Source organism: Pseudomonas sp. S3_G06 (genome assembly GCF_054667565.1).
On record NZ_CP162738.1, the window covers coordinates 513340 to 534107 of the forward strand.

Below are 20768 nucleotides of genomic sequence, written 5' to 3' on the forward strand. Positions count from 1 at the left end.
CAACGGGCGAGACCTGCGGCGTAAGCCGCACGGGGCGACGAAATAGGGGAAGGCGCGATATTGACACTAAATGTCGCGTTTTTCCAATAGGCTACTTTTTCAGCGGGGTTCGGAGCGCGGACCGAGCATTTCGATCACGCATGTTGAAGCCGGATTCAGTACAGCGGTGAGCCTCTTTGTACACTGGCCCCGCAGCCCTTGGCAATGCGCCGCGACGGCATCGCAGCTGTCCTGGTCGGTTTGCGAGTGCTGTGCCACGGATTCGCTTGGTCGGATGTTCAGACTGAAACATTTGCTAAAGCAAAGTGCTGGGTTATAAATAAGTTTCGAGCGACGCAGGAAGCCTCCGCATGGAATCGAAAGAACAACTGTTAATGGAGCTGCTGGGCCACACGGCTCGCTCTCTGACCCACCTCACCGCGTCAGTCACCTCGATGTCTTTCGAGTTGCTGCGCAGTGACGACGAAGTGGTCAAATCCGCCGGTCGACACATGATCGATCGCATGGCCACCATCAGCGCCGGGCTTGATGAGCACTGGCGTTTGATCGGCGAGCTCACCGGCGTCCACATCGCCCATGAGCAGATAGAAACCATCCAGGAAATCCAGCTGGCGGCACCGCCGCAGTTGCCGCCGAACTGATCGCGGCGATTTATCGGCTGTCCTGATAACCGTCGATTCACAAGACGAACGTCGCTGGCGCCGCCTCTGCACACGGGCCATAGTTTTGTTCCCGCGGGCGTGATTGCCTGCTCCCGAACAAGACAGAGACTGGCCATGACCAAGACTCTTCACCACCGTGCATGCCACCTGTGCGAAGCCATTTGCGGCCTGACCATCGAAACCACGGAAACCGATGGCAACGTCGCGATCACCTCGATCAAGGGTGATGCCCTCGACACCTTCAGCCGCGGCCATATCTGCCCGAAAGCCGTGGCCCTGCAGGATATCCAGAACGATCCCGATCGCCTGCGCCAGCCAATGCGCCGCGTCGGCAGCGAATGGCTGCCGATCGAATGGGACGAGGCGTTTGCGCTGGTGTCCGAGAAACTCGCGGCGATTCAGGAACGTCACGGGCAGAACGCCGTTGCGGTGTATCAGGGCAATCCGAGCGTGCACAACTACGGCCTGATGACCCACAGCAATTACTTCTTGGGGTTGCTGAAAACCCGCAATCGCTACTCGGCAACGTCGGTCGATCAACTGCCGCACCACCTCAGCAGTTACCTGATGTACGGCCACGGTTTGCTGTTACCGATTCCCGATATCGATCACACCGACTTCATGCTGATCCTCGGCGGCAATCCGCTGGCGTCCAACGGCAGCATCATGACCGTGCCGGACGTCGAGAAGCGCCTGAAGGCGATTCAGGCGCGCGGCGGCAAAGTGGTGGTGGTCGATCCGCGCCGCAGCGAAACCGCAGCGATGGCTGATCAGCACGTGTTCGTCCGCCCGGGCGGCGATGCGGCGTTGTTGTTCGGCATGCTCAATACGCTGTTCAGCGAAGGCCTGACCCGCGACAGTCATTTGCCGGTCGATGGCCTCGACGAGGTGCGCAACGCCGTGGCTGCGTTTAGCGCCGAAGCGATGAGCCCGCTCTGCGCAGTGCCGGCCGAGCAGATTCGCCAACTGGCGCGCGACTTCGCTGCCGCACCGAGTGCGGTCTGCTACGGGCGCATGGGCGTCTCGACGCAGGCGTTCGGCACCCTCTGTCACTGGGTGGTGCAGTTGATCAATCTGGTCACCGGCAATCTCGACCGCGTTGGCGGTGCACTGTGCACCGAACCCGCTGTGGATCTGGTGGCGTCGACCTCGGGCGGGCATTTCAACAAATGGCAGAGCCGGGTTTCCGGGCGTCCTGAATACGGCGGCGAGTTGCCGGTCTCGGCGCTGGCCGAAGAAATGCTCACCGACGGCGAGGGGCAGATCCGCGCGCTGATCACCGTCGCCGGCAACCCGGTGTTGTCGACACCCAACGGCCGGCAACTGGAGCAGGCGCTGGACGGCCTCGACTTCATGCTCAGCATCGACCTATACATCAACGAAACCACGCGCTATGCCGATCTGATCCTGCCGTCGACCTCGGCGCTGGAAAACGATCACTACGACACCACGTTCAATCTGTTCGCGGTGCGTAACGTCACCCGCTTCAATCGCGCCATCCTCGCCAAGCCCGAGGGTGCACTGCACGACTGGGAGATCTTCGTCGGGCTGGCCAAGGCCTTCGCTGAAAAAACCGCCAAGGAGCTGAAACCGACCATGCCGCCGGCGAACATGATCGACATGGGCCTGCGCATGGGCCGCTATGGCGATGCATCCGAACACAAGCTGTCGCTGGCGATGCTGTTCGATCATCCGCACGGCATTGATCTGGGGGCGCTGAAGCCGAATCTGGCGTCACGTCTGAAAACGCCGAGTCAGCGTATCCAGGCCGCACCGCCGGAAATTCTCGCCGACCTCGCACGCTTTGCCGCGTTGCAGGCGCCGGCAGCCGATGAATTGTTGATGATCGGTCGCCGCCATGTACGCAGCAATAATTCGTGGATGCACAATTTTCATCGGCTGGTGAAGGGCAAGCCACGGCATCAGTTGCTGATGCACCCGGATGACCTGGCCAGCCGTGGTCTGGCCGATGGGCAGCGGGTTCGGGTGAGTTCGCGGGTCGGGCAGATCGAGGTGGAAGTGCTCGCCAGTCTCGACATGATGAAAGGCGTGGTCAGCCTGCCCCACGGTTGGGGCCATGCGCGCCCGGGTGTGCAGATGGCAATCGCCAGTGGCCAGCCGGGGTCGAGCGCCAACGACCTGACCGACGAGTGCCAGCTCGACGAACTGTCGGGCAACGCGGCGTTGAACGGTGTGCCGGTGACCGTGGCGGCGGCTTGAGCGGGTCTGTCGGGGAGACCGAGCATGGCGCTCGGGATTCCGTTACAATGCGCCACCGTGCCGACCTCTGAGTCGGAAAGTTCAGCCGAGGTGCTCCATGGATATCATCGAAACGATTAAAGAGCAGATTGCCAACAACACCATTCTGCTTTACATGAAAGGCTCGCCGAATGCCCCGCAGTGCGGCTTCTCCGCAAAAGCTGCGCAAGCCGTGATGGCCTGTGGTGAAAAGTTCGCGTACGTGGACATCCTGCAGAACCCGGAAATCCGCGCCAACCTGCCGAAATACGCCAACTGGCCGACTTTCCCGCAACTGTGGGTCGGCGGTGAGCTGGTCGGCGGCAGCGACATCATGACCGAGATGGCTGCAGACGGTTCGCTGCAAAGCACCATCAAGGCGGCTGTGGAAGCGGCAGCGGCGAACAAGTCCGAAGCCTGATTCTACTTTCATATAGTTTCGCTCGACGACGCGTCTCCTGTAGGGGCTGTCGAGTGAAACGAGGCTGCGATCTTTTGATCTTCGGCCAACAAAAAGCCCCGCACCTCGAAAGAGGGCGGGGCTTTTTGTTGGTTATACGAGTTGACTGAGTATCAAGGCTGAAATCGATAAAGATCGCAGCCTCGTTTCACTCGACAGCTCCTACTCTTCGCCCATCTGCGACTGCAGATAGTTTTCCAGGCCGATCTTGTCGATCAGGCCGAGCTGGGTTTCCAGCCAGTCGATGTGTTCTTCTTCCGACTCGAGAATGTCTTCGAGCAGTTCACGGCTGCCGAAGTCGCCAACGGTTTCGCAATGGGCGATGGCGGCTTTCAGGTCGGCATGGCCGGTCTTCTCGATGCGCAGGTCGCATTCGAGCATTTCGCGGGTGTGCTCGCCGATGTGCAGCTTGCCCAGGTCCTGAACGTTCGGCAGGCCTTCAAGGAACAGAATGCGCTTGATCAGCTTGTCCGCGTGTTTCATCTCGTCGATGGATTCGTGGTATTCGTGCTTGCCGAGCTTGTTCAGACCCCAATCTTCATACATGCGTGCATGCAGGAAGTACTGATTGATCGCGACCAGCTCATTGGCAAGGATCTTGTTGAGATGCTGGATGACTGTGATGTCGCCTTTCATGATCGGAGTCCTGCCCTGTATTAACCGTATATAAGGCGGAGTTTGAGCTTGGCAGTTATAAGTGTCAAACCTAAGTTATTGAATAATAAATGAAAATTAATCGGAATAAGAATGTTTGTGTTCCGCGTCTGGACGCTAAGCAATTGATTTTCAGGCATAAAAAAACCGGACATCTAGTCCGGTTCTTTGAAATGGGGCATTTACGCAGCAGTAAATTCTACCGGGTAAGGGATCGCGGCCTGGGCGGTTTGCAGCTTGGTCAGGGTTTCGCGCACCACTTCCTTGGCAAGGCAGGCACATTTGCCACACTGGCTGGCGACGCCGGTGGCCTGGCGAACTTCTTTGTAGCTGCAGCAACCTTCATAGATCGCTTCGCGGATCTGTCCGTCGGTGACGCCAGTGCAGAGGCAAACATACATAAGTAAGAACCGTCGCTGGTTGTGACTCAATTGCGATGGATCTTAATGTTAACGAGAATGATTGTCAAAGTGCTTTCGGAACGCTTCGCAGCCAATTTCCCAGCGACTGACGAACGGTATTTTCCAAATGCTCGTCTGACCCCATGAATACGCAGTGGACAACCGAACAGGGAAAATCCGTTACGGACAGGCCAAACACGCAGTGTATGATGGTCGTCCCTTGCGAAGAGGGTTCGTGTCACAGGGCTGTCGCCTGAGGGTGACAGGCTGGCCCGGACCCTGAACTTCAAGTTTTTACACCAGGAGATATCAATGAGCGTACTCGTAGGCAAACAAGCCCCAGACTTCACCGTCCCGGCCGTACTCGGCAATGGCGAGATCGTTGACAGCTTCACCCTGTCCTCGGCCATCAAAGGCAAATACGGCCTGGTGTTCTTCTACCCGCTGGACTTCACCTTCGTCTGCCCGTCCGAGCTGATCGCTCTGGACAACCGCATGGCTGACTTCAAGGCGCGCAACGTTGAAGTGATCGCTGTGTCGATCGACTCGCACTTCACCCACAACGCTTGGCGCAACACTCCAGTGAACAATGGCGGCATCGGCCAGGTGAAATACACCATGGCTGCCGACATGAAGCACGACATCGCCAAGGCATACGACGTTGAATCCGAAGGCGGCGTGGCTTTCCGTGGCGCGTTCCTGATCGACGACAAAGGCGTGGTTCGCTCGCAGATCATCAACGACCTGCCGCTGGGCCGTAACATGGAAGAGCTGATCCGTCTGGTCGACGCGCTGCAATTCCACGAAGAGCACGGCGAAGTCTGCCCGGCCAACTGGAAGAAAGGCGACAAAGGCATGAACGCTTCGCCGGAAGGCGTTGCGGCTTACCTGACCGAGAACGCTGCGGCCCTGTAAGGCGCAACGTCGAGGTACAAAAAAACCGGCCCATGTGGCCGGTTTTTTCATGCGCGGGATTTGTTCGTCGAGGATCAGTCGTCGAAGTCTTCCCAGCCGCCCATCTGCTTCCAGCGATTGACGATGCCGCAGAACAGCTCAGCGGTCTTTTCGGTGTCGTAACGCGCCGAGTGCGCTTCACGGCCGTCGAAATCGATGCCGGCGGCCTGACAGGCTTTCGCCAGCACTGTCTGACCGTACGCCAGACCCGCCAGGGTCGCGGTGTCGAAACTGGAGAACGGGTGGAACGGGTTGCGCTTCATGTCCAGGCGCGCAACTGCTGCGTTGAGGAAGCCCAGGTCGAAACTGCTGTTGTGCCCGACCAGAATTGCCCGCTTGCAGCCGTTGGCTTTCAGCGCCTTGCGGATGCCACGGAAGATGTCGGTCAGCGCGGTTTCTTCGCTGACGGCCATGCGCAGCGGATGATCGAGCTTGATCCCGGTGAACTCCAGCGCTGCCGCTTCAACGTTGGCGCCTTCGAATGGCTCGACGCGGAAGAAGTAGGTGTGATCCGGGTAGACGAAACCCTTTTCATCCATGGCGATGGTGGTCGCGGCAATCTCCAGCAAGGCATCGGTGGCTGCGTTGAAGCCACCGGTTTCTACGTCGACGACAACCGGCAGGTAGCCGCGAAAACGCGCTGCCATCGGATGACGGGAACCGCCGCCGCCACCTTGACCGTCCAGTTCATCGTCGAAATTGTCTTCACTCACGCGTGTTCCTCCAGCAGGCGCCAGCGCAGTTTTTCACCGGCGCGCAGCGGGATAACGGTCAGCTCGCCAAATGGCAGACTGGTCGGGGCGGTCCATTCTTCACGGACCAGGGTGATGCGATCGGTATTTGCCGGCAGGCCGTAGAAACGCGGGCCGTTGAGGCTGGCGAAGGCTTCGAGCTTGTCCAGCGCGTTACGCTGTTCGAACGCTTCGGCATACATCTCGATGGCGGCGTAAGCGGTGTAGCAACCGGCACAACCGCAGGCGGCTTCCTTGGCGTGCTGGGCGTGGGGCGCCGAGTCGGTGCCGAGGAAGAACTTGGCGCTGCCGCTGGTGGCGGCGTCGAGCAAGGCTTCCTGATGGGTATTGCGCTTGAGAATCGGCAAGCAGTAGAAGTGCGGTCGAATCCCGCCGACCAGCATGTGGTTGCGGTTGTACAGCAGGTGATGCGCGGTGATGGTCGCGCCAACGTTGGCCGAAGCCTCGTTGACGAACTGCACGGCGTCGCCGGTGGTGATGTGTTCGAACACCACTTTCAGCGTCGGGAAACGCTCGACTACGCGGCGCATGTGCTCGTCGATGAAAATCTTTTCGCGGTCGAATACATCGACGTCGCCACGGGTGACTTCACCGTGGATCAACAGCGGCATGCCGACTTCGGCCATGGCTTCCAGCGCCGGGAAGATCTTGTCGATGCTGGTCACGCCGGAATCGGAGTTGGTGGTCGCGCCGGCCGGGTACAGCTTGGCGGCGTAGACGAAACCGCTGGCCTTGGCCTGACGAATTTCTTCCGGTTGGGTGCGGTCGGTGAGGTACAGCACCATCAACGGCTCGAACTGACTGCCGGCCGGGCGGGCAGCGAGAATGCGCTGACGATAGCCGTCGGCTTCAGCGGCGTTGCGCACCGGCGGTACCAGGTTCGGCATGATGATCGCGCGCCCGAAGGTGCGGGCCACATCGGCAACGGTATTGGTCAACACGGCACCATCGCGAAGATGAATGTGCCAGTCGTCGGGACGCAGCAGGGTCAGGCGGTCGGACATGAGGGGATTCCAGGCGGGTCAAACTGAGGCGAATGCTACCGGAAAAGACTCTTGCAGGCACCCGCTATCAAGTTTTGCCACACGCGTCCGATATCCCGAAGGTATGCCGTAAACATTGTGTGAATCGGTGTTTGTGTTTCACAAGCCAATGGAGCCTCCCGTGCGCCAGCGTTATTTAGCCCTGCTCAGTGTGTTTGCCAGCCTTCCCGCGATGGCGCTGACTTACCAGACCCGTCTGGAGAACATTGAGTGGACGGTCGCCGGCGACCAGTTCGAATGCCGCCTGACCCAGCCGATCACCGATTTCGGCTCGGGCGAGTTCGTGCGCAAGGCCGGTGAGCAGGCGATCTTTCGCCTGAACGCCTACAACGCCATGCTCGGCGGCGGTTCGGCGACCTTGCTCGCTGCCGCAGCACCTTGGCAGCCAGGGCGTGGCGACATCAATCTGGGCTCTGTGCGTCTGGGCAGCGGCAATGTGTTGTTCAACAGCTCGCAATCTCAGGCCGGGGGATTGATCAGCGGTCTGCTGGACGGTCGCAGCCCGGTGGTACGCCGTGCGTCTGGCGATGGCCGCGTCTCCGAAGTGCGTTTGTTGCCGGTGAAATTCAGCAAGGCGTTCAACGACTATCAAGGCTGTGTGGCGAAATTGCTGCCGCAGAATTTCGACCAGATCAAGCAGTCGCAGATCGGCTTCCCCGGCGAAGGCGTTGAGCTGGACCCGGCTGCCAAGGCCAAGCTGCAAGTGATGCTCGAATACATGAAGGCCGACCCGACGGTGAACCACATTGACCTCGACGGCCATTCCGACAACAGCGGCAATCGTCTGACCAACCGCGAATTGTCGCGCCGCCGCGCGCTGGCGGTGGTGGATTTCTTCAAGGCCAACGGCATTCAGGAATCGCAGATCACCGTGCGTTTCCACGGCGAGCAGTATCCGATCGTGCCCAACACCAGCAAGGCCAATCGTGCGAAGAACCGTCGGGTCAACGTGAAACTGTCGCGCGTCGCACCGACTACCGCCCCGGCTCCGGCGCCGCAAGCGAGTACGCCGGCCACGGCCGCAACGACTTCCTGACTCGCCGGTCATCGTCGCGCTCTCGACAGATTCTGTCGCTTTGTCGTCTTAAGCTGTCGCGCCTCTGTAAATTATCGCGTTTGAGCGGTAGACTCCCCGGCTTTCCGTAGAACCCCGTGGAGTGATGGCATGGCGGACGTAAACAAGGTCGTTCTGGCGTATTCCGGCGGCCTGGACACTTCGGTGATCCTCAAGTGGCTGCAGGATACTTATAACTGTGAAGTGGTGACCTTCACCGCTGATCTTGGTCAAGGCGAAGAGGTCGAGCCGGCCCGCGCCAAGGCTCAGGCCATGGGCGTCAAAGAAATCTACATCGACGACCTGCGCGAAGAATTCGTGCGTGATTTCGTGTTCCCGATGTTCCGCGCCAACACCGTTTACGAAGGCGAGTACCTGCTGGGTACTTCCATCGCCCGTCCGCTGATCGCCAAGCGCCTGATCGAAATCGCCAACGAAACCGGCGCCGACGCCATTTCCCATGGCGCCACCGGCAAGGGCAACGACCAGGTGCGTTTCGAACTGGGCGCCTACGCGCTCAAGCCAGGCGTAAAAGTTATTGCCCCTTGGCGCGAGTGGGACCTGCTGTCCCGCGAGAAGCTGATGGACTACGCCGAGAAGCACGCGATCCCGATCGAACGCCACGGCAAGAAAAAATCTCCGTACTCGATGGACGCCAACCTGCTGCACATCTCTTATGAAGGCGGCGTGCTGGAAGATACCTGGACCGAGCACGAAGAAGACATGTGGCGCTGGACCGTCTCCCCGGAGAAGGCTCCCGACACCCCGCAATACCTGGAACTGACCTACCGCAACGGCGACATCGTCGCACTGGACGGCGTCGAAATGACCCCGGCCACCGTACTGGCGACGCTGAACAGGATCGGCGGCGAGCACGGCATCGGTCGTCTCGACATCGTCGAAAACCGTTATGTCGGCATGAAGTCCCGCGGCTGCTACGAAACCCCGGGCGGCACCATCATGCTGCGCGCTCACCGCGCCATCGAATCGATCACTCTGGACCGCGAAGTCGCTCACCTCAAAGACGAGCTGATGCCCAAGTACGCCAGCCTGATCTACACCGGTTACTGGTGGAGCCCTGAGCGTCTGATGCTGCAACAGATGATCGATGCTTCGCAGGTCAACGTGAACGGCGTAGTGCGCCTGAAGCTGTACAAGGGCAACGTCATCGTCACCGGTCGCAAGTCCGACGATTCGCTGTTCGACGCCAACATCGCCACCTTCGAAGAAGATGGCGGCGCTTACAACCAGGCCGACGCGGCGGGCTTCATCAAGCTCAACGCGCTGCGCATGCGCATTGCTGCCAACAAGGGCCGCAAGTTGTTCTAAGCGGCTCAGACCCACGCGCAATAAAAAAGGCGGCCAGTTCAGGGCCGCCTTTTTTTTCGGAATTTTCATCGGGTTCATCAAGCCGTTTCTCTTGTCTGCCCGCTTGCGGGATGTGCCACGCCTGTCAGCTGGTTCGCCCCAGCAGGGTAACTGTCTGTGTGCACAGGTTGTAAACGACACACAGTGTTGCACCTGAGCTTTTTTTCGCTTGTTTGATCTGTTGCAGCGAAGTATGCGCCAGAGAGTCCGAAACATGATTCGACAGAAAAACCAGCACTCGCGGATTTTTTTTACCGGCGCTCCGAAGAGTGTCGAGAATCGCATCGAACTCCCTGGACGCATCAACGTCCCGGGCGTCGATGATGTTCAGTTCGCTTATCAGCGGTGACAGTTTGATCGTCTGCACCACGGGGTTCGCTTGGCCATCGATATCGGTTGGTGGGTCAGGCGCGTTGTGAATCCTGCATGGACGCTGGAATCCGCCGCTCCCAGTGTTGCTGGACACGACGCAGCTGGTTATCTCGAAAGCGCACGATCCATCGGTTTTTCGCAACGGTACTTTTCGTTCGCTGTCGCGTTCCGAATGTTCAGCCGCCTTCAGGAAATTTTTGTCCTTGCCGAAATCCGAGGGCGAGTAGAGTGAGCGGTGGTTGAAGTTCAGCGTGATAAAAAAAGAAATAACAAGTAAAACGGAAAGCTGATCAGAAACCAGACATAAATCTCCCGGTCCTTGTTGTCGAGAAACGGCAGCGATACCGCCGCTGAAGTTTCCGAGATAATGGCGAATATCGCGATGACGGTCATTGGGTTCGTGATCTTGTTCGTTATCTTGAGCATGATTCAAGTTCTATGCTGTTTGTTTGAGGTTGAATATTTCTATATATAGCAAAAGCCTTCATTGAAGTTTCAGGCTGTTGTTTCAAGTTTTATAGAAGGGCTGCCGGTGCGTCGAATATGCAGTAGCGGCGGTTCGTTACGTCATATGTCGAATCGGCAGCCGGCAAAAGTGGTCCAGGAAATTTCAGATGGCTCGATTGGAATTCGCAGCTGCGTAGGACGTGTGCGCAGTAAACGGAAATTCGCTGCGGTCTTGAAGGACGGGAAGCAGTTGCGATGGATGCGACGGGACCTATTTGTGGGAATTATCCTCAATGCCTGTAGGGAATGTCTCTCGATGCAAATGCGTGTAAAAGTTGCCATCCCTTGAAGCAAGTGACTGGGATATCGTGCGTGTTCTAAAAATTCGAACAGCGAAAACTGGACTTGCCCATGAATAAAGTGCTGATCGTGGATGACCACCCCGTCATTCGACTTGCGGTACGTATGCTGATGGAACGGCATGGCTACGAAGTCATTGCAGAAACGGATAATGGCGTTGATGCACTACAAATTGCTCGTGAACAAATACCGGATCTTGTCATTCTGGATATTGGAATACCCAAACTCGATGGACTGGAAGTTATTGCTCGCCTGACTTCCACCGCCATGCCGGTGAAAGTGCTGGTGCTGACTTCCCAGGCTCCCGGACATTTTTCAATGCGTTGCATGCAATCGGGGGCAGCGGGTTATGTGTGCAAGCAGCAGGATCTGACCGAACTGCTGAGTGCGATCAAGGCAGTTCTGTCCGGCTACAGCTATTTCCCCAATCAGGCCCTGCACACTGTGCGTACCAGTCTGGGCAATGCGAGTGAGGCGGACATGGTTGATCGTCTGTCCGGGCGGGAAATGATGGTGTTGCAGCAATTGGCACGCGGCAAGACCAACAAGGAAATCGCAGACGGCATGTTTTTGAGCAACAAGACTGTAAGCACTTACAAGACTCGCCTGTTGCTGAAACTCAATGCGCGTTCTCTGGTTGATCTGATCGAGTTGGCGCAGCGCAACGGCCTGGTTTGAACGATTCGACAGCTGAGACCGTCATGGGCCGATCAAGCTCGGTTGTCGCAGAAAATGAAAAGCCTCCGCTTCGGGAGGCCTTCAGGTATCACAGATCAAAATCGTAATCGGCCAATTGCCTTTGCAGTCGGCGCTCCTCAAGCAGGTTGTCGATTGTGCGACGCTTGCTGAGGTTGGTCTTCGCCACCTCGACCACCGGTTCGACCTCATCGGCCTCGACGGCAATAAAATCTTCTTCTACATCCAGTTGCTCTTTGTCGGTACTCATGAAGTCAACTCCCGGCTAAGACTGCCTTTGGCGCTCCTTATATCGACATTACTGCGGCGGGTAAAAAAGATTTTTTCAATCGATGGATACGAAAAACCGATGACGGCTCAATCGTCAGAAGTTTTATGTTTGTATTCGCACAAATCTTCGATGCGGCAGCTGCCACAGCGCGGTTTACGCGCCAGGCAAACATAGCGGCCATGCAAAATCAGCCAGTGATGGGAGTCGAGCAGGAATTCTTTCGGTACAAACTTCATCAGCTTCATTTCAACTTCCACCACATTTTTCCCCGGCGCGATGCCGGTGCGATTGCTGACGCGGAAAATGTGCGTGTCGACCGCCATGGTCAATTGACGGAAAGCGGTGTTGAGCACCACGTTGGCGGTCTTGCGCCCGACGCCGGGCAAGGCTTCCAGTTCTTCCCGGGTTTGCGGAACTTCGCCGCCGTGGCGTTCAACCAGCAAACGGCAGGTTTCAATGACGTTCTTCGCTTTGCTGTTGTAGAGGCCAATGGTCTTGATGTACTCCGACAGCCCCTCTACACCCAGCGCATGAATCGCGGCGGGTGTATTGGCGACGGGAAAGAGTTTGGCCGTCGCCTTGTTGACCCCGACATCGGTGGACTGCGCCGAAAGAATCACCGCAATCAGCAGCTCGAACGGCGAAGAGTAGGCCAGTTCGGTTTTCGGCTCGGGATTGTCTTCGTGCAGTCGGCGAAATATCTCAAGACGTTTTGCAGCATTCATGGGCGATGCGTTTCCTTGATGACAGAGTTGCGGGGTGTCCACGCCTGACGTACGGCGAGAAGCAGGCCCAGTAAAACCAAAGCGCCGGGGACCAGCGTAAACAGCTGCAGCCCATCGGGGAACAAAACCAGACCTTGCCAATGCTCCGAAAGACCTCGGCCAAGGCTGCCATAACCGATGATCTCGCGCAGCCCGCCGACCACCAGCATGAGCGCGCCGAACAAGGCGCAGCGTATTAAGCTGACAGCGACGGGCTCGCGGAAGGCACCGTGGTATTCAAGCACGACGCAGTGCAAGGCGATCAGCCCTATGTAGAGCTCAGACGTCTGCTGCCATGACAAAAACCAGCGTTGCGCCATGATGTTTGCGCAACTGGTCAGCGTCGCGGCAAGTATCAGGCTAGCTAGCAACGCACGGGTGCCCGTCAGGCGTTCGCGCAGCGGCGACATGCAAACGGCAAAAACGCCAAGTACCGCGCCGAGCATCAAGGTTATCCCCAGTGCAGCGCTGAGTGTTTGTGTGGCGCCCAATAGCGGCACCAGCATCAATAAACCTACCGTGCGTTTCATGAGCCAGCCCCTAACAGCAGCGCCTGATGCTCATCGAAATAACGCAGTGCGTCATGAATCGCGTTGATGGCGGCACGGGAGGTAATGGTCGCGCCAGCGATTTGATCGAACTCCCCCTGATCCTTTTTCAGCGCCCAACCGGCGTCTGTCGGCTCAGTTCGGGATTTACCGAGGAAGGTCTGAAGCCAGGCATTCGGCCATTCACCGATGTGACCACCCAATCCCGGCGTTTCGCGCTGCTCAAGGGTTTTCACGCCTAGAACTCTGCCGTTTGCATCGATGGCTATCAGCAGTTCCAGAGTGCCTGCGTAACCTTCGCTGCGACTGCGCAACAGCACCGCAACTGTCTGTCCGGAGCGGGTCGCTCGATAGCCGCCTGACAGCGTGCTATGGCGCAAAGCAGGCTCGGCGAGCGTCAGTGGTTGCTCCAGCGGCTGATTGTCGTAGAGCGCGGCAGGCATGACATCGAGCAATTGGCGGCTATCGAGCAAGCGCTGCTCGCTGGCAATCTGCGGTGCACTGCTGCGCTGCAGCACGTATGTTGCGCTCGCGCCAATGAGTGCCAGCAGCACCAGGGTCGCGAGACTTGCTGAGCGGTTCACGCGTTCACCTTCGACTGGCGGCTGGCGGCGAAGCGCTCCAGCGTCGGCACCAGCAGATTCATCAGCAATACCGCAAACGCGACGCCGTCCGGGTAACCACCCCAAGTGCGAATCAGATAGGTGAGCAAGCCGACGCCAATGCCGAACAGCAGGCGGGCGAGGGCGCTTTTCGCGCCGGACACAGGTTCGGTCACGATAAAAAATGCACCGAGCATGGTCGCGCCGCTGAGCAGATGAAACAGCGGCGAACCATGGGAATCCGAACCCGAGCCGTTCCAGCACAACAGGCTGATGACGAACAGGCTGGCGAGCATCCCCACCGGTGCATGCCAGGAAAAGATCCGCCGCTGCAACAGCAGCAGGCCGCCGAGCAGAAACGCCAGATTCACCCATTCCACACCGCGCCCGCCGAAGCGGCCGAAGGCCGGGTTGCTGGCGAACAGCTCATCGATGGTCAGGCTTTTATTGATGCGCAGACTGTCCAGTGCCGTGGCCTGCGCCCAGGCGTCCGGTGCTGGAGCCGGGTTGAAAACCTGTTGCAACGCCGAGAGGAAATCGAGGCCATGACCGGGCCAATGGGTCATCGCTTGCGGAAACAGCACCATGCTCAGGGCAAAGCCAAGCATCGCCGGGTTGAACGGATTTCTGCCGACGCCGCCATACAGGTGCTTGCCGAACAACAAGCCTGAAGCGGTCGCCGTGACCGTCAGCCACCAAGGGCAATAAGCCGGCAGCGCAACGGCCAGCAACATTGCACTGACCAGCGCGCTGCCATCACGCAGTGCCGCTTGCACCGCTTGCCGACGCAAATGGGCGACCCCGGCTTCGACGAGCAAAGCACTGGCAACCGCCAACAGCAGATTGATCAACACGCCCCAGCCATACAGCCAGAACAAAGCGAGCAGCCCCGGCAGCGCTGCGAGCAGCACGGTATTCATCGCCTGTTGCAGGCGATCGTCCGCTGCCTCAAGGGGTGGCATGGTCTTGCACCTGGCGCTCGGCGTCAGTCACGGCTTGCTCCAGTGCTGCGATCTGCTCCGGCGCAGCCTCCGCTGCCTGAGCCTTTTTCAACTCGGCGCGGCGCATGGCCAACTGGATCTTGGCTCGCTTGAGTTCGGCGTCGTTGCTCGCAGCAGAGACGGCGGGAATCACCGGTTGGCTGCTTTCCAGCTTCGCCAGTGCTTGCTCGGCGGCTTCGAATTGTTGCTGCAGGACGATCAGTTGCGACTGCTGTTCGAACGTCGGCGGATGGCCGAAAGCTTTCAGCGATTTATGCAACTGAGCCCGACTCATCGCCACATCGACCTTGGCCTTCTTCAGCGCCGCATCGGCGTTCGCGGCTTTTTGCGCACGCACCCGCTCCAGCGCAGCCTGCACCGGGTCGGCGGTCGAGACTTGCGGTTGTGCCGCACGCGCGGCTCGCGCTTCACGTTCAGCCTGCTTTTGCTGTTCTTCACGCAGCAGGCGCTGGTTGCGGCGCTCGAAACGCTGGCGCGCATGGTCACGTTTGATCGCGCGGGCGCGCTGTTCTTCGAGATCAAATGCGAGACCGCCAACCACTGGGATCGTGTTCGCAGGCAAAGGATGCATTTCGATGCAGTCGACCGGGCACGGCGCAACGCACAGATCACAACCGGTGCACTCGTCGATCAGCACCGTGTGCATGAGTTTTGCCGCGCCGACGATGGCGTCGACCGGGCAGGCCTGAATGCACTTGGTGCAGCCGATGCATTCGGCCTCGCGGATGAAGGCGACTTGCGGCGGTGCCGGGCCACGGCTGATGTCCAGTTCCAGGACCGGTATTTTCAACAGCTCGGCCAGGGCAGCGATGGTTTCATCGCCGCCCGGCGGGCACTTGTTGATCGGCTCGCCGTCAACAATGCCTTGCGCATAGGGTTTGCATCCGGGATGGCCGCACTTGCCGCATTGGGTCTGCGGCAGCAGGGCATCGATGCGTTGAATCAGACTCATGTTTTGATCAATCCACTGAATCCGAGAAAAATCACTGCGATCAGTCCGGCGCTGATCAGGTCGATCGGCAGGCCGCGAAAGGGCAGGGGAATATCGTTGTCGACCGTGCGCTCGCGCAGGTCGCAGAACACACTCAACACCAGCCAGAAACCCAGCCCGGCGCCGAGGCTCAACGCCGTCGCGTGCAGCAGGCCTTGATCGTTTTGCGCATTGATCAACGCCAGCCCGAGTACGCCGGCATTGCCGAGCAGCAGCGGCCACAATCCTTCGAACGGCCAATCCGGCAGCCCGCGCGCCAGCAGTTTCAGCAGCGGCGCGATCAACAACACACTCAACGGCAGAAACACGAACAGGCGCAGCGCTTCAAGCTGCAACGGCAGCAGTATCCACTGCCAGATCGCCTGACCAATAACGCTGACTACCAGCATCAGGCACAACGTCGCCAATCCCAGCGCATGTACCTGGCGTCGGCTGCCCGCCAGCAGCGGAGCGACGCCCAGCGGCCAGTGCAACACGAAATTGTTGAGCAGCGCAGCACTGATCAGCGTTAACACGAGTTCGGTCATGGTTCTGCCAGCGAAACGGGCGGGTGTCTCTTAAGGGTAGGCACTATCGGGCCAGATATGAAAAATCCCACCGGCATGCAGAGCACGTCGGTGGGATCGTTTTGCGGCAACGTCTTACTTGATGCGCTGACCTGGCTTGGCGCCGCTGTCCGGGCTCAGCAGGTAGATCTCTTCACCGCCGGGGCCGGCTGCCATCACCATGCCTTCGGAAATACCGAACTTCATTTTCCGTGGCTTGAGGTTGGCGATCATCATGGTCAGGCGACCGTCGAGCTTGGACGGGTCCGGATACGCGCTCTTGATCCCGGAGAACACGTTGCGTTGCTCGTCACCGATGTCGAGGGTCAGGCGCAACAGCTTGTCCGCGCCTTCGACGTGTTCGGCCTTGACGATCAAAGCGACGCGCAAATCGATGGCGGCAAAGGCATCGAAATCGATTTCCGGCGACAGCGGATCCTTGGCCAGTTCGCCGTTGCCCGCAGGGGCGGCTGCGCCAGTGTCGGTCTGGCTGGCGGTCAGGTCTTCCTTGGAGGCGTCGGTCATGGCTTGCACTTTTACCGGGTCGATGCGGGTCATCAACGGTTTGAATTCGTTGAGCTGGTGATTGGCCAGCAGGGTGGTGTGGTCATTCCAGGTCAGCGGCGCGACGTTGAGGAACGCCTCGGCATCAGCGGCCAGCAGCGGCAGTACCGGTTTGAGGAAGATCACCAACTGGCGGAACAGGTTGATGCCGGTGGCGCAGATTGCCTGGACTTCATCCTGCTTGCCTTCCTGCTTGTTCAGCGACCACGGGGCCTTGTCGGCGATCCACGCGTTGGCGCGGTCAGCCAGGGCCATGATTTCACGCATGGCGCGGGCAAAATCGCGGGCCTCGTAGGCGTCGGCAATGCTCGGCGCGGCGGCGAGGAAAGCCTCGGTCAGCTCCGGCGCGGCATTGTTGTCGACCAGCAGGCCGCCGTTGCCTTTGTGGATAAATCCGGCGCAACGGCTGGCGATGTTGACCACTTTGCCGACCAGGTCGGAGTTGACCTTCTGCACGAAGTCTTCGAGGTTCAGATCGAGGTCATCGACGCCACGGCCGAGCTTGGCTGCGTAGTAATAGCGCAGGTATTCCGGCGACAGATGATCGAGATAAGTGCGGGCCTTGATGAAGGTGCCGCGCGACTTGGACATTTTCTGACCATTGACGGTCAGGTAGCCGTGCACGTTGATGCCGGTCGGCTTGCGGTAGCCGGCGCCTTCGAGCATCGCTGGCCAGAACAGCGCATGGAAATTGACGATGTCCTTGCCGATGAAGTGGTACAGCTCGGCAGTCGAATCCTTGCCCCAGAACGCGTCGAAGTCCAGCTCCGGCGTGCGGTTGCAGAGGTTCTTGAAGCTGGCCATGTAACCGATCGGCGCATCCAGCCACACGTAGAAATACTTGCCCGGTTCGCCCGGAATCTCGAAACCGAAATACGGCGCATCGCGGGAAATGTCCCACTGCTGCAGGCCGGCATCCAGCCATTCGGCGATCTTGTTGGCCACGGCGTCCTGCAGGGTGCCGCTGCGGGTCCAGGTCTGCAGCATCTGCTGGAAATCCGGCAGCTTGAAGAAAAAGTGCTGGGAATCCTTGAGCACCGGGGTGGCGCCAGAGATAGCCGACTTCGGATCCTTCAGGTCGGTCGGTGCGTAGGTCGCGCCGCATTTTTCGCAGTTGTCGCCGTACTGGTCTTCGGTGCCGCATTTCGGGCAGGTGCCCTTGATGAAGCGGTCGGCCAGGAACATTTTCTTTTCCGGGTCGAAATACTGGGTGATCGAGCGCTGGGCGATGTGCCCGGCGTCACGCAGCTTGAGGTAGATCTGGCTCGACAGCTCACGGTTTTCTTCGGCGTGTGTGGAGTGGAAATTGTCGAAATCGACGAGGAAGTCGGCAAAGTCGGCGCTGTGTTCAGCCTGCACGTTGGCGATCAGTTGTTCCGGGGTGATGCCTTCCTTTTCCGCGCGCAGCATGATCGCCGAACCGTGGGCGTCGTCGGCGCAGACATAGATGCATTGGTTGCCGCGATGCTTCTGGAAGCGCACCCACATATCGGTCTGGATGTATTCCAGCATGTGGCCAAGGTGGATCGAACCGTTGGCGTAGGGCAGGGCGCTGGTGACGAGGATCTTGCGTGGCTCGGACATGGGGCTTCGCTACTTGATGAAACGGAGGTCGGCCACTATAAAGCGCCGGCGCATATTTTTCACCCCTGCGCCACTGGGTACTTTGAGAGCTCGTGTGGTGAGGGGATTTATCCCCGTTCGGCTGCGCAGCAGTCGTGGATATCGTTACACACGCAGCTCCTGATGTACCGGGGGCGTAGGTTTTGGGGCGGCTTCGCCACCCAACGGGGATAAATCCCCTCACCACAGTGGCTTTTCAGCGCAAGTAATCTGTTCGCCTCAAATCGGTGTCCAGCGTACGATAGCCGCCATCTTTTCCAGTCTTGTTATCGGAGTTGCCCATGAGCGCCGTCACTCGCGCAGCGGTGGAAGCCGTCCTCAGCCAATACACCGACCCTTACCTGAACCAGGACCCGGTCAGCGCCGGGTGCGTGAAAAACATCGAGATCATCGGTGACCGCGTCAACGTGCAGCTGGAAATCGGCTACGCCGCCGGTTTGTTCAAGAGCGGCTGGGCGCAATTGCTGCAACTGGCCATCGAAAACCTCGACGGCGTGGTCATCGCCCGCGTGGAGGTCACCAGCGTGATCGCCGCGCACAAGGCCCAGGCGCAGATTCCCGGGCTGGCCAACGTCAAGAACGTCGTCGCCGTCGCGTCCGGCAAGGGCGGCGTGGGCAAATCCACTACCGCTGCCAACCTCGCGCTGGCGCTGGCCCGTGAAGGCGCCAAAGTCGGCATCCTCGACGCCGATATCTACGGCCCGAGCCAGGGCATCATGTTCGGCATTCCCGAGCGCACCCGGCCCGAGGTCAAGGATCAGAAGTGGTTCGTGCCGCTCAAGGCCCACGGTGTGGAAGTCATGTCGATGGCGTTCCTGACCGACGACAACACGCCGATGGTCTGGCGCGGGCCGATGGTTTCCGGGGCGCTGCTGCAACTGGTCACGCAAACCGCGTGGGGAGATCTGGATTATCTGGTCATCGACATGCCGCCAGGCACCGGCGACATCCAGCTGACCCTGGCGCAGAAAGTCCCGGTGGCGGGCGCGGTGATCGTCACCACGCCGCAGGATCTGGCGCTGCTCGACGCGCGCAAAGGCGTGGAAATGTTCCGCAAGGTCAACATCCCGGTGCTGGGCGTGGTGGAAAACATGGCCGTGCACATCTGCTCGAACTGCGGGCATGCCGAGCATCTGTTCGGTGAAGGCGGCGGCGAGAAACTGGCGACCCAGTACGGCGTCGAACTGCTGGCCTCGCTGCCGCTGTCGATGCTGATCCGCGAACAGGCCGACGGCGGCAAGCCAACCGTGATCGCCGAGCCGGACAGCCAGATCGCCATGGTCTATCAGGAACTGGCCCGCCACGTCGGCGCGCGGATCGTGTTGCAGGAAGCGGCCACGCCGGCGATGCCGAATATCACCATCAGCGACGATTGATCCATCGGCAGCGCTGAAAAACCTGTGGGAGCGAGCCTGCTCGCGAAAGCGGTAGATCAGACAACCAATGGGTTGAATGACACACCGCATTCGCGAGCAGGCTCGCTCCCACATTTGTTTCAGGGTGACAGTCAGATCCGCAACCCGCCATCCATCTCCAGAATCCGCCCGGTGTAGTAGTCGTTCTCGAAGATATACGCCGCTGAATGGGCAATCTCCTCAGGCTTGCCCATGCGCTTGAGCGGAATGCCCGACGTCATCTTTTCCAGCGCTTCCGGCTTCATGCCCAAAGTCATTTCGGTTTCGATGAAGCCCGGCGCAATGCCCGCGACGCGAATGCCGTAACGCGCCAGCTCCTTCGCCCAGGTCACGGTCGCCGCTGCGACGCCGGCCTTGGCTGCGGAATAGTTGGTCTGGCCGACGTTGCCCGCACGGGAGATCGACGAAATGTTGATGATCGCACCGCTGTTCTTCAGCTCGACCATCTTCGCTGCGACTTCACGGGTGCAGAGGAACACGCCGGTCAGGTTGACGTCGATCACCGCCTGCCACTGCGCCAGGCTCATCTTGGTCATCTCACCGTCCTTGACCTTCAGCAACAGACCATCGCGCAGGATCCCGGCGTTGTTGATCAGGCCGTGGATGGCGCCGAAGTCTTCCGCCACTTGCGCGACCATGTGCTCGACCTGTTCTTCATTGGCGACGTTGCACAGGTAGCTGCGCGCTTCGACACCTTTGGCTTTGCAGGCGGCCACGGCGGCGTCGAGTTTTTCCTGATTCAGATCGACCAAGGCCAGTTTCGCGCCCTTGCCGGCGAAATACTCGGCCATGGAACGGCCCAAACCCTGGCAACCGCCGGTGATAATGATTACTTTGTCGTTGAGTTGCATTCGCATGTCCCGCTGGCAGGTCTGAGTTGTTTTTGTTGTCGGCAACGCTCGATCGGCACCGGTCAGGCCTGATTGCACACGAACATTTGCCCGATGCGCGCCGGTTACTTTTCGCTGCGCGCCTGTCCGTTT

Annotated in this window: 21 protein-coding genes and 1 pseudogene; 8 read left to right on the plus strand and 14 right to left on the minus strand. The window is 59.2% G+C overall.

All coding sequences use genetic code 11. The features are described 5' to 3' along the window. Positions 1–350 precede the first annotated feature (350 nt). From AB4N47_RS02385 to grxD, 3 genes are all read left to right on the plus strand, one after another. Complete coding sequence (locus tag AB4N47_RS02385; protein ID WP_110603264.1) at positions 351–641, plus strand: hypothetical protein; 291 nt, start codon at positions 351–353, stop codon at positions 639–641. A 135-nt stretch (positions 642–776) separates the two neighbouring features. Next, positions 777–2882: a molybdopterin oxidoreductase family protein gene (locus AB4N47_RS02390; RefSeq protein WP_341638889.1), complete on the plus strand. Its 2106-nt coding sequence runs from the start codon at positions 777–779 to the stop codon at positions 2880–2882. Positions 2883–2979: 97 nt separating this feature from the next. After that, the gene (gene grxD, locus AB4N47_RS02395; protein WP_016773402.1) at positions 2980–3321 is read left to right on the plus strand and encodes a Grx4 family monothiol glutaredoxin; all 342 of its coding nucleotides are present in this window, start codon (positions 2980–2982) and stop codon (positions 3319–3321) included. Between the two features lie 201 nt (positions 3322–3522). On the opposite strand, the gene bfr is transcribed toward grxD, so the two are convergent. Both bfr and AB4N47_RS02405 read right to left on the minus strand, forming a co-directional pair. Further along, positions 3523–3996, minus strand: a complete 474-nt coding sequence (bfr, locus tag AB4N47_RS02400) for a bacterioferritin (RefSeq protein ID WP_016773403.1) — start codon at positions 3994–3996, stop codon at positions 3523–3525. Between the two features lie 200 nt (positions 3997–4196). Further along, positions 4197–4415 (minus strand): bacterioferritin-associated ferredoxin, encoded by a 219-nt coding sequence (locus tag AB4N47_RS02405; RefSeq protein ID WP_003227725.1) that lies wholly within the window; start codon positions 4413–4415, stop codon positions 4197–4199. A 312-nt stretch (positions 4416–4727) separates the two neighbouring features. Between AB4N47_RS02405 and AB4N47_RS02410 the strand changes: the two genes are divergently transcribed. Continuing rightward, a complete protein-coding gene (locus AB4N47_RS02410) occupies positions 4728–5330 on the plus strand; it encodes a peroxiredoxin (protein ID WP_003227723.1) in 603 nt (200 codons plus the stop codon). A 74-nt stretch (positions 5331–5404) separates the two neighbouring features. Here the strand turns inward: AB4N47_RS02410 and rnt are convergent, their stop codons facing one another. Both rnt and pyrC read right to left on the minus strand, forming a co-directional pair. Next, complete coding sequence (gene rnt / locus AB4N47_RS02415; protein WP_016773404.1) at positions 5405–6082, minus strand: ribonuclease T; 678 nt, start codon at positions 6080–6082, stop codon at positions 5405–5407. Beyond that, complete coding sequence (gene pyrC, locus AB4N47_RS02420) at positions 6079–7125, minus strand: dihydroorotase (RefSeq protein WP_016773405.1); 1047 nt, start codon at positions 7123–7125, stop codon at positions 6079–6081. The genes rnt and pyrC overlap by 4 nt, the downstream gene beginning before the upstream one ends. A gap of 160 nt (positions 7126–7285) precedes the next feature. Here pyrC and AB4N47_RS02425 point away from each other — a divergent pair, with 160 nt between their 5' ends. Continuing rightward, complete coding sequence (locus AB4N47_RS02425; RefSeq protein ID WP_016773406.1) at positions 7286–8200, plus strand: flagellar protein MotY; 915 nt, start codon at positions 7286–7288, stop codon at positions 8198–8200. A 129-nt stretch (positions 8201–8329) separates the two neighbouring features. Next, positions 8330–9547: an argininosuccinate synthase gene (locus tag AB4N47_RS02430; RefSeq protein WP_011335737.1), complete on the plus strand. Its 1218-nt coding sequence runs from the start codon at positions 8330–8332 to the stop codon at positions 9545–9547. 124 nt (positions 9548–9671) lie between these two features. Here the strand turns inward: AB4N47_RS02430 and AB4N47_RS02435 are convergent. Next, positions 9672–10384 (minus strand): annotated as a pseudogene (locus AB4N47_RS02435) (hypothetical protein). A gap of 432 nt (positions 10385–10816) precedes the next feature. Here AB4N47_RS02435 and AB4N47_RS02440 point away from each other — a divergent pair. Beyond that, positions 10817–11443, plus strand: coding sequence for a response regulator transcription factor (locus AB4N47_RS02440; RefSeq protein WP_016773408.1), 627 nt, complete (start codon positions 10817–10819; stop codon positions 11441–11443). Positions 11444–11531: 88 nt separating this feature from the next. Here the strand turns inward: AB4N47_RS02440 and AB4N47_RS02445 are convergent, their stop codons facing one another. The 8 genes from AB4N47_RS02445 to metG form a co-directional block, all read right to left on the minus strand. After that, complete coding sequence (locus AB4N47_RS02445; protein ID WP_016773409.1) at positions 11532–11711, minus strand: PA3496 family putative envelope integrity protein; 180 nt, start codon at positions 11709–11711, stop codon at positions 11532–11534. A gap of 107 nt (positions 11712–11818) precedes the next feature. After that, a complete protein-coding gene (gene nth, locus AB4N47_RS02450) occupies positions 11819–12457 on the minus strand; it encodes an endonuclease III (protein ID WP_016773410.1) in 639 nt (212 codons plus the stop codon). Beyond that, positions 12454–13026 (minus strand): Rnf-Nqr domain containing protein, encoded by a 573-nt coding sequence (locus AB4N47_RS02455; protein WP_125917690.1) that lies wholly within the window; start codon positions 13024–13026, stop codon positions 12454–12456. The genes nth and AB4N47_RS02455 overlap by 4 nt, the downstream gene beginning before the upstream one ends. Continuing rightward, entirely contained in the window at positions 13023–13628 is a 606-nt protein-coding gene (locus tag AB4N47_RS02460; protein WP_341638891.1) for an RnfABCDGE type electron transport complex subunit G, read from the minus strand. Before AB4N47_RS02460 ends, AB4N47_RS02455 begins: the two co-directional genes overlap by 4 nt. After that, entirely contained in the window at positions 13625–14608 is a 984-nt protein-coding gene (locus AB4N47_RS02465) for an RnfABCDGE type electron transport complex subunit D (RefSeq protein ID WP_341638892.1), read from the minus strand. Before AB4N47_RS02465 ends, AB4N47_RS02460 begins: the two co-directional genes overlap by 4 nt. After that, entirely contained in the window at positions 14595–15599 is a 1005-nt protein-coding gene (gene rsxB / locus AB4N47_RS02470; RefSeq protein WP_341638893.1) for an electron transport complex subunit RsxB, read from the minus strand. Before rsxB ends, AB4N47_RS02465 begins: the two co-directional genes overlap by 14 nt. Then, on the minus strand, positions 15596–16165 hold the full coding sequence (locus AB4N47_RS02475; protein ID WP_341638894.1) for an Rnf-Nqr domain containing protein: 570 nt from the start codon (positions 16163–16165) through the stop codon (positions 15596–15598). The genes rsxB and AB4N47_RS02475 overlap by 4 nt, the downstream gene beginning before the upstream one ends. 114 nt (positions 16166–16279) lie before the next feature. Further along, a complete protein-coding gene (metG, locus tag AB4N47_RS02480) occupies positions 16280–18331 on the minus strand; it encodes a methionine--tRNA ligase (RefSeq protein WP_160768452.1) in 2052 nt (683 codons plus the stop codon). Positions 18332–18651: 320 nt separating this feature from the next. Between metG and apbC the strand changes: the two genes are divergently transcribed. Further along, positions 18652–19746, plus strand: a complete 1095-nt coding sequence (apbC, locus tag AB4N47_RS02485; RefSeq protein WP_024014150.1) for an iron-sulfur cluster carrier protein ApbC — start codon at positions 18652–18654, stop codon at positions 19744–19746. Positions 19747–19877: 131 nt separating this feature from the next. On the opposite strand, the gene AB4N47_RS02490 is transcribed toward apbC, so the two are convergent. Continuing rightward, positions 19878–20636, minus strand: coding sequence for an SDR family oxidoreductase (locus AB4N47_RS02490; protein WP_041479858.1), 759 nt, complete (start codon positions 20634–20636; stop codon positions 19878–19880). Between the last annotated feature and the right edge of the window lie 132 nt (positions 20637–20768).

Bases quoted from the DNA above. Each gene is read 5' to 3' on its own strand.
- AB4N47_RS02385 (WP_110603264.1), top strand. From the start codon at position 351: ATGGAATCGAAAGAACAACTGTTAATGGAGCTGCTGGGCCACACGGCT.
- AB4N47_RS02475 (WP_341638894.1), bottom strand. From the start codon at position 16,165: ATGACCGAACTCGTGTTAACGCTGATCAGTGCTGCGCTGCTCAACAAT.
- AB4N47_RS02465 (WP_341638892.1), bottom strand. From the start codon at position 14,608: ATGCCACCCCTTGAGGCAGCGGACGATCGCCTGCAACAGGCGATGAAT.
- AB4N47_RS02455 (WP_125917690.1), bottom strand. From the start codon at position 13,026: ATGAAACGCACGGTAGGTTTATTGATGCTGGTGCCGCTATTGGGCGCC.
- AB4N47_RS02445 (WP_016773409.1), bottom strand. From the start codon at position 11,711: ATGAGTACCGACAAAGAGCAACTGGATGTAGAAGAAGATTTTATTGCC.
- apbC (WP_024014150.1), top strand. From the start codon at position 18,652: ATGAGCGCCGTCACTCGCGCAGCGGTGGAAGCCGTCCTCAGCCAATAC.
- nth (WP_016773410.1), bottom strand. From the start codon at position 12,457: ATGAATGCTGCAAAACGTCTTGAGATATTTCGCCGACTGCACGAAGAC.
- grxD (WP_016773402.1), top strand. From the start codon at position 2,980: ATGGATATCATCGAAACGATTAAAGAGCAGATTGCCAACAACACCATT.
- AB4N47_RS02440 (WP_016773408.1), top strand. From the start codon at position 10,817: ATGAATAAAGTGCTGATCGTGGATGACCACCCCGTCATTCGACTTGCG.
- AB4N47_RS02405 (WP_003227725.1), bottom strand. From the start codon at position 4,415: ATGTATGTTTGCCTCTGCACTGGCGTCACCGACGGACAGATCCGCGAA.
- AB4N47_RS02430 (WP_011335737.1), top strand. From the start codon at position 8,330: ATGGCGGACGTAAACAAGGTCGTTCTGGCGTATTCCGGCGGCCTGGAC.
- AB4N47_RS02410 (WP_003227723.1), top strand. From the start codon at position 4,728: ATGAGCGTACTCGTAGGCAAACAAGCCCCAGACTTCACCGTCCCGGCC.
- AB4N47_RS02390 (WP_341638889.1), top strand. From the start codon at position 777: ATGACCAAGACTCTTCACCACCGTGCATGCCACCTGTGCGAAGCCATT.
- AB4N47_RS02490 (WP_041479858.1), bottom strand. From the start codon at position 20,636: ATGCAACTCAACGACAAAGTAATCATTATCACCGGCGGTTGCCAGGGT.
- bfr (WP_016773403.1), bottom strand. From the start codon at position 3,996: ATGAAAGGCGACATCACAGTCATCCAGCATCTCAACAAGATCCTTGCC.
- pyrC (WP_016773405.1), bottom strand. From the start codon at position 7,125: ATGTCCGACCGCCTGACCCTGCTGCGTCCCGACGACTGGCACATTCAT.
- metG (WP_160768452.1), bottom strand. From the start codon at position 18,331: ATGTCCGAGCCACGCAAGATCCTCGTCACCAGCGCCCTGCCCTACGCC.
- rsxB (WP_341638893.1), bottom strand. From the start codon at position 15,599: ATGAGTCTGATTCAACGCATCGATGCCCTGCTGCCGCAGACCCAATGC.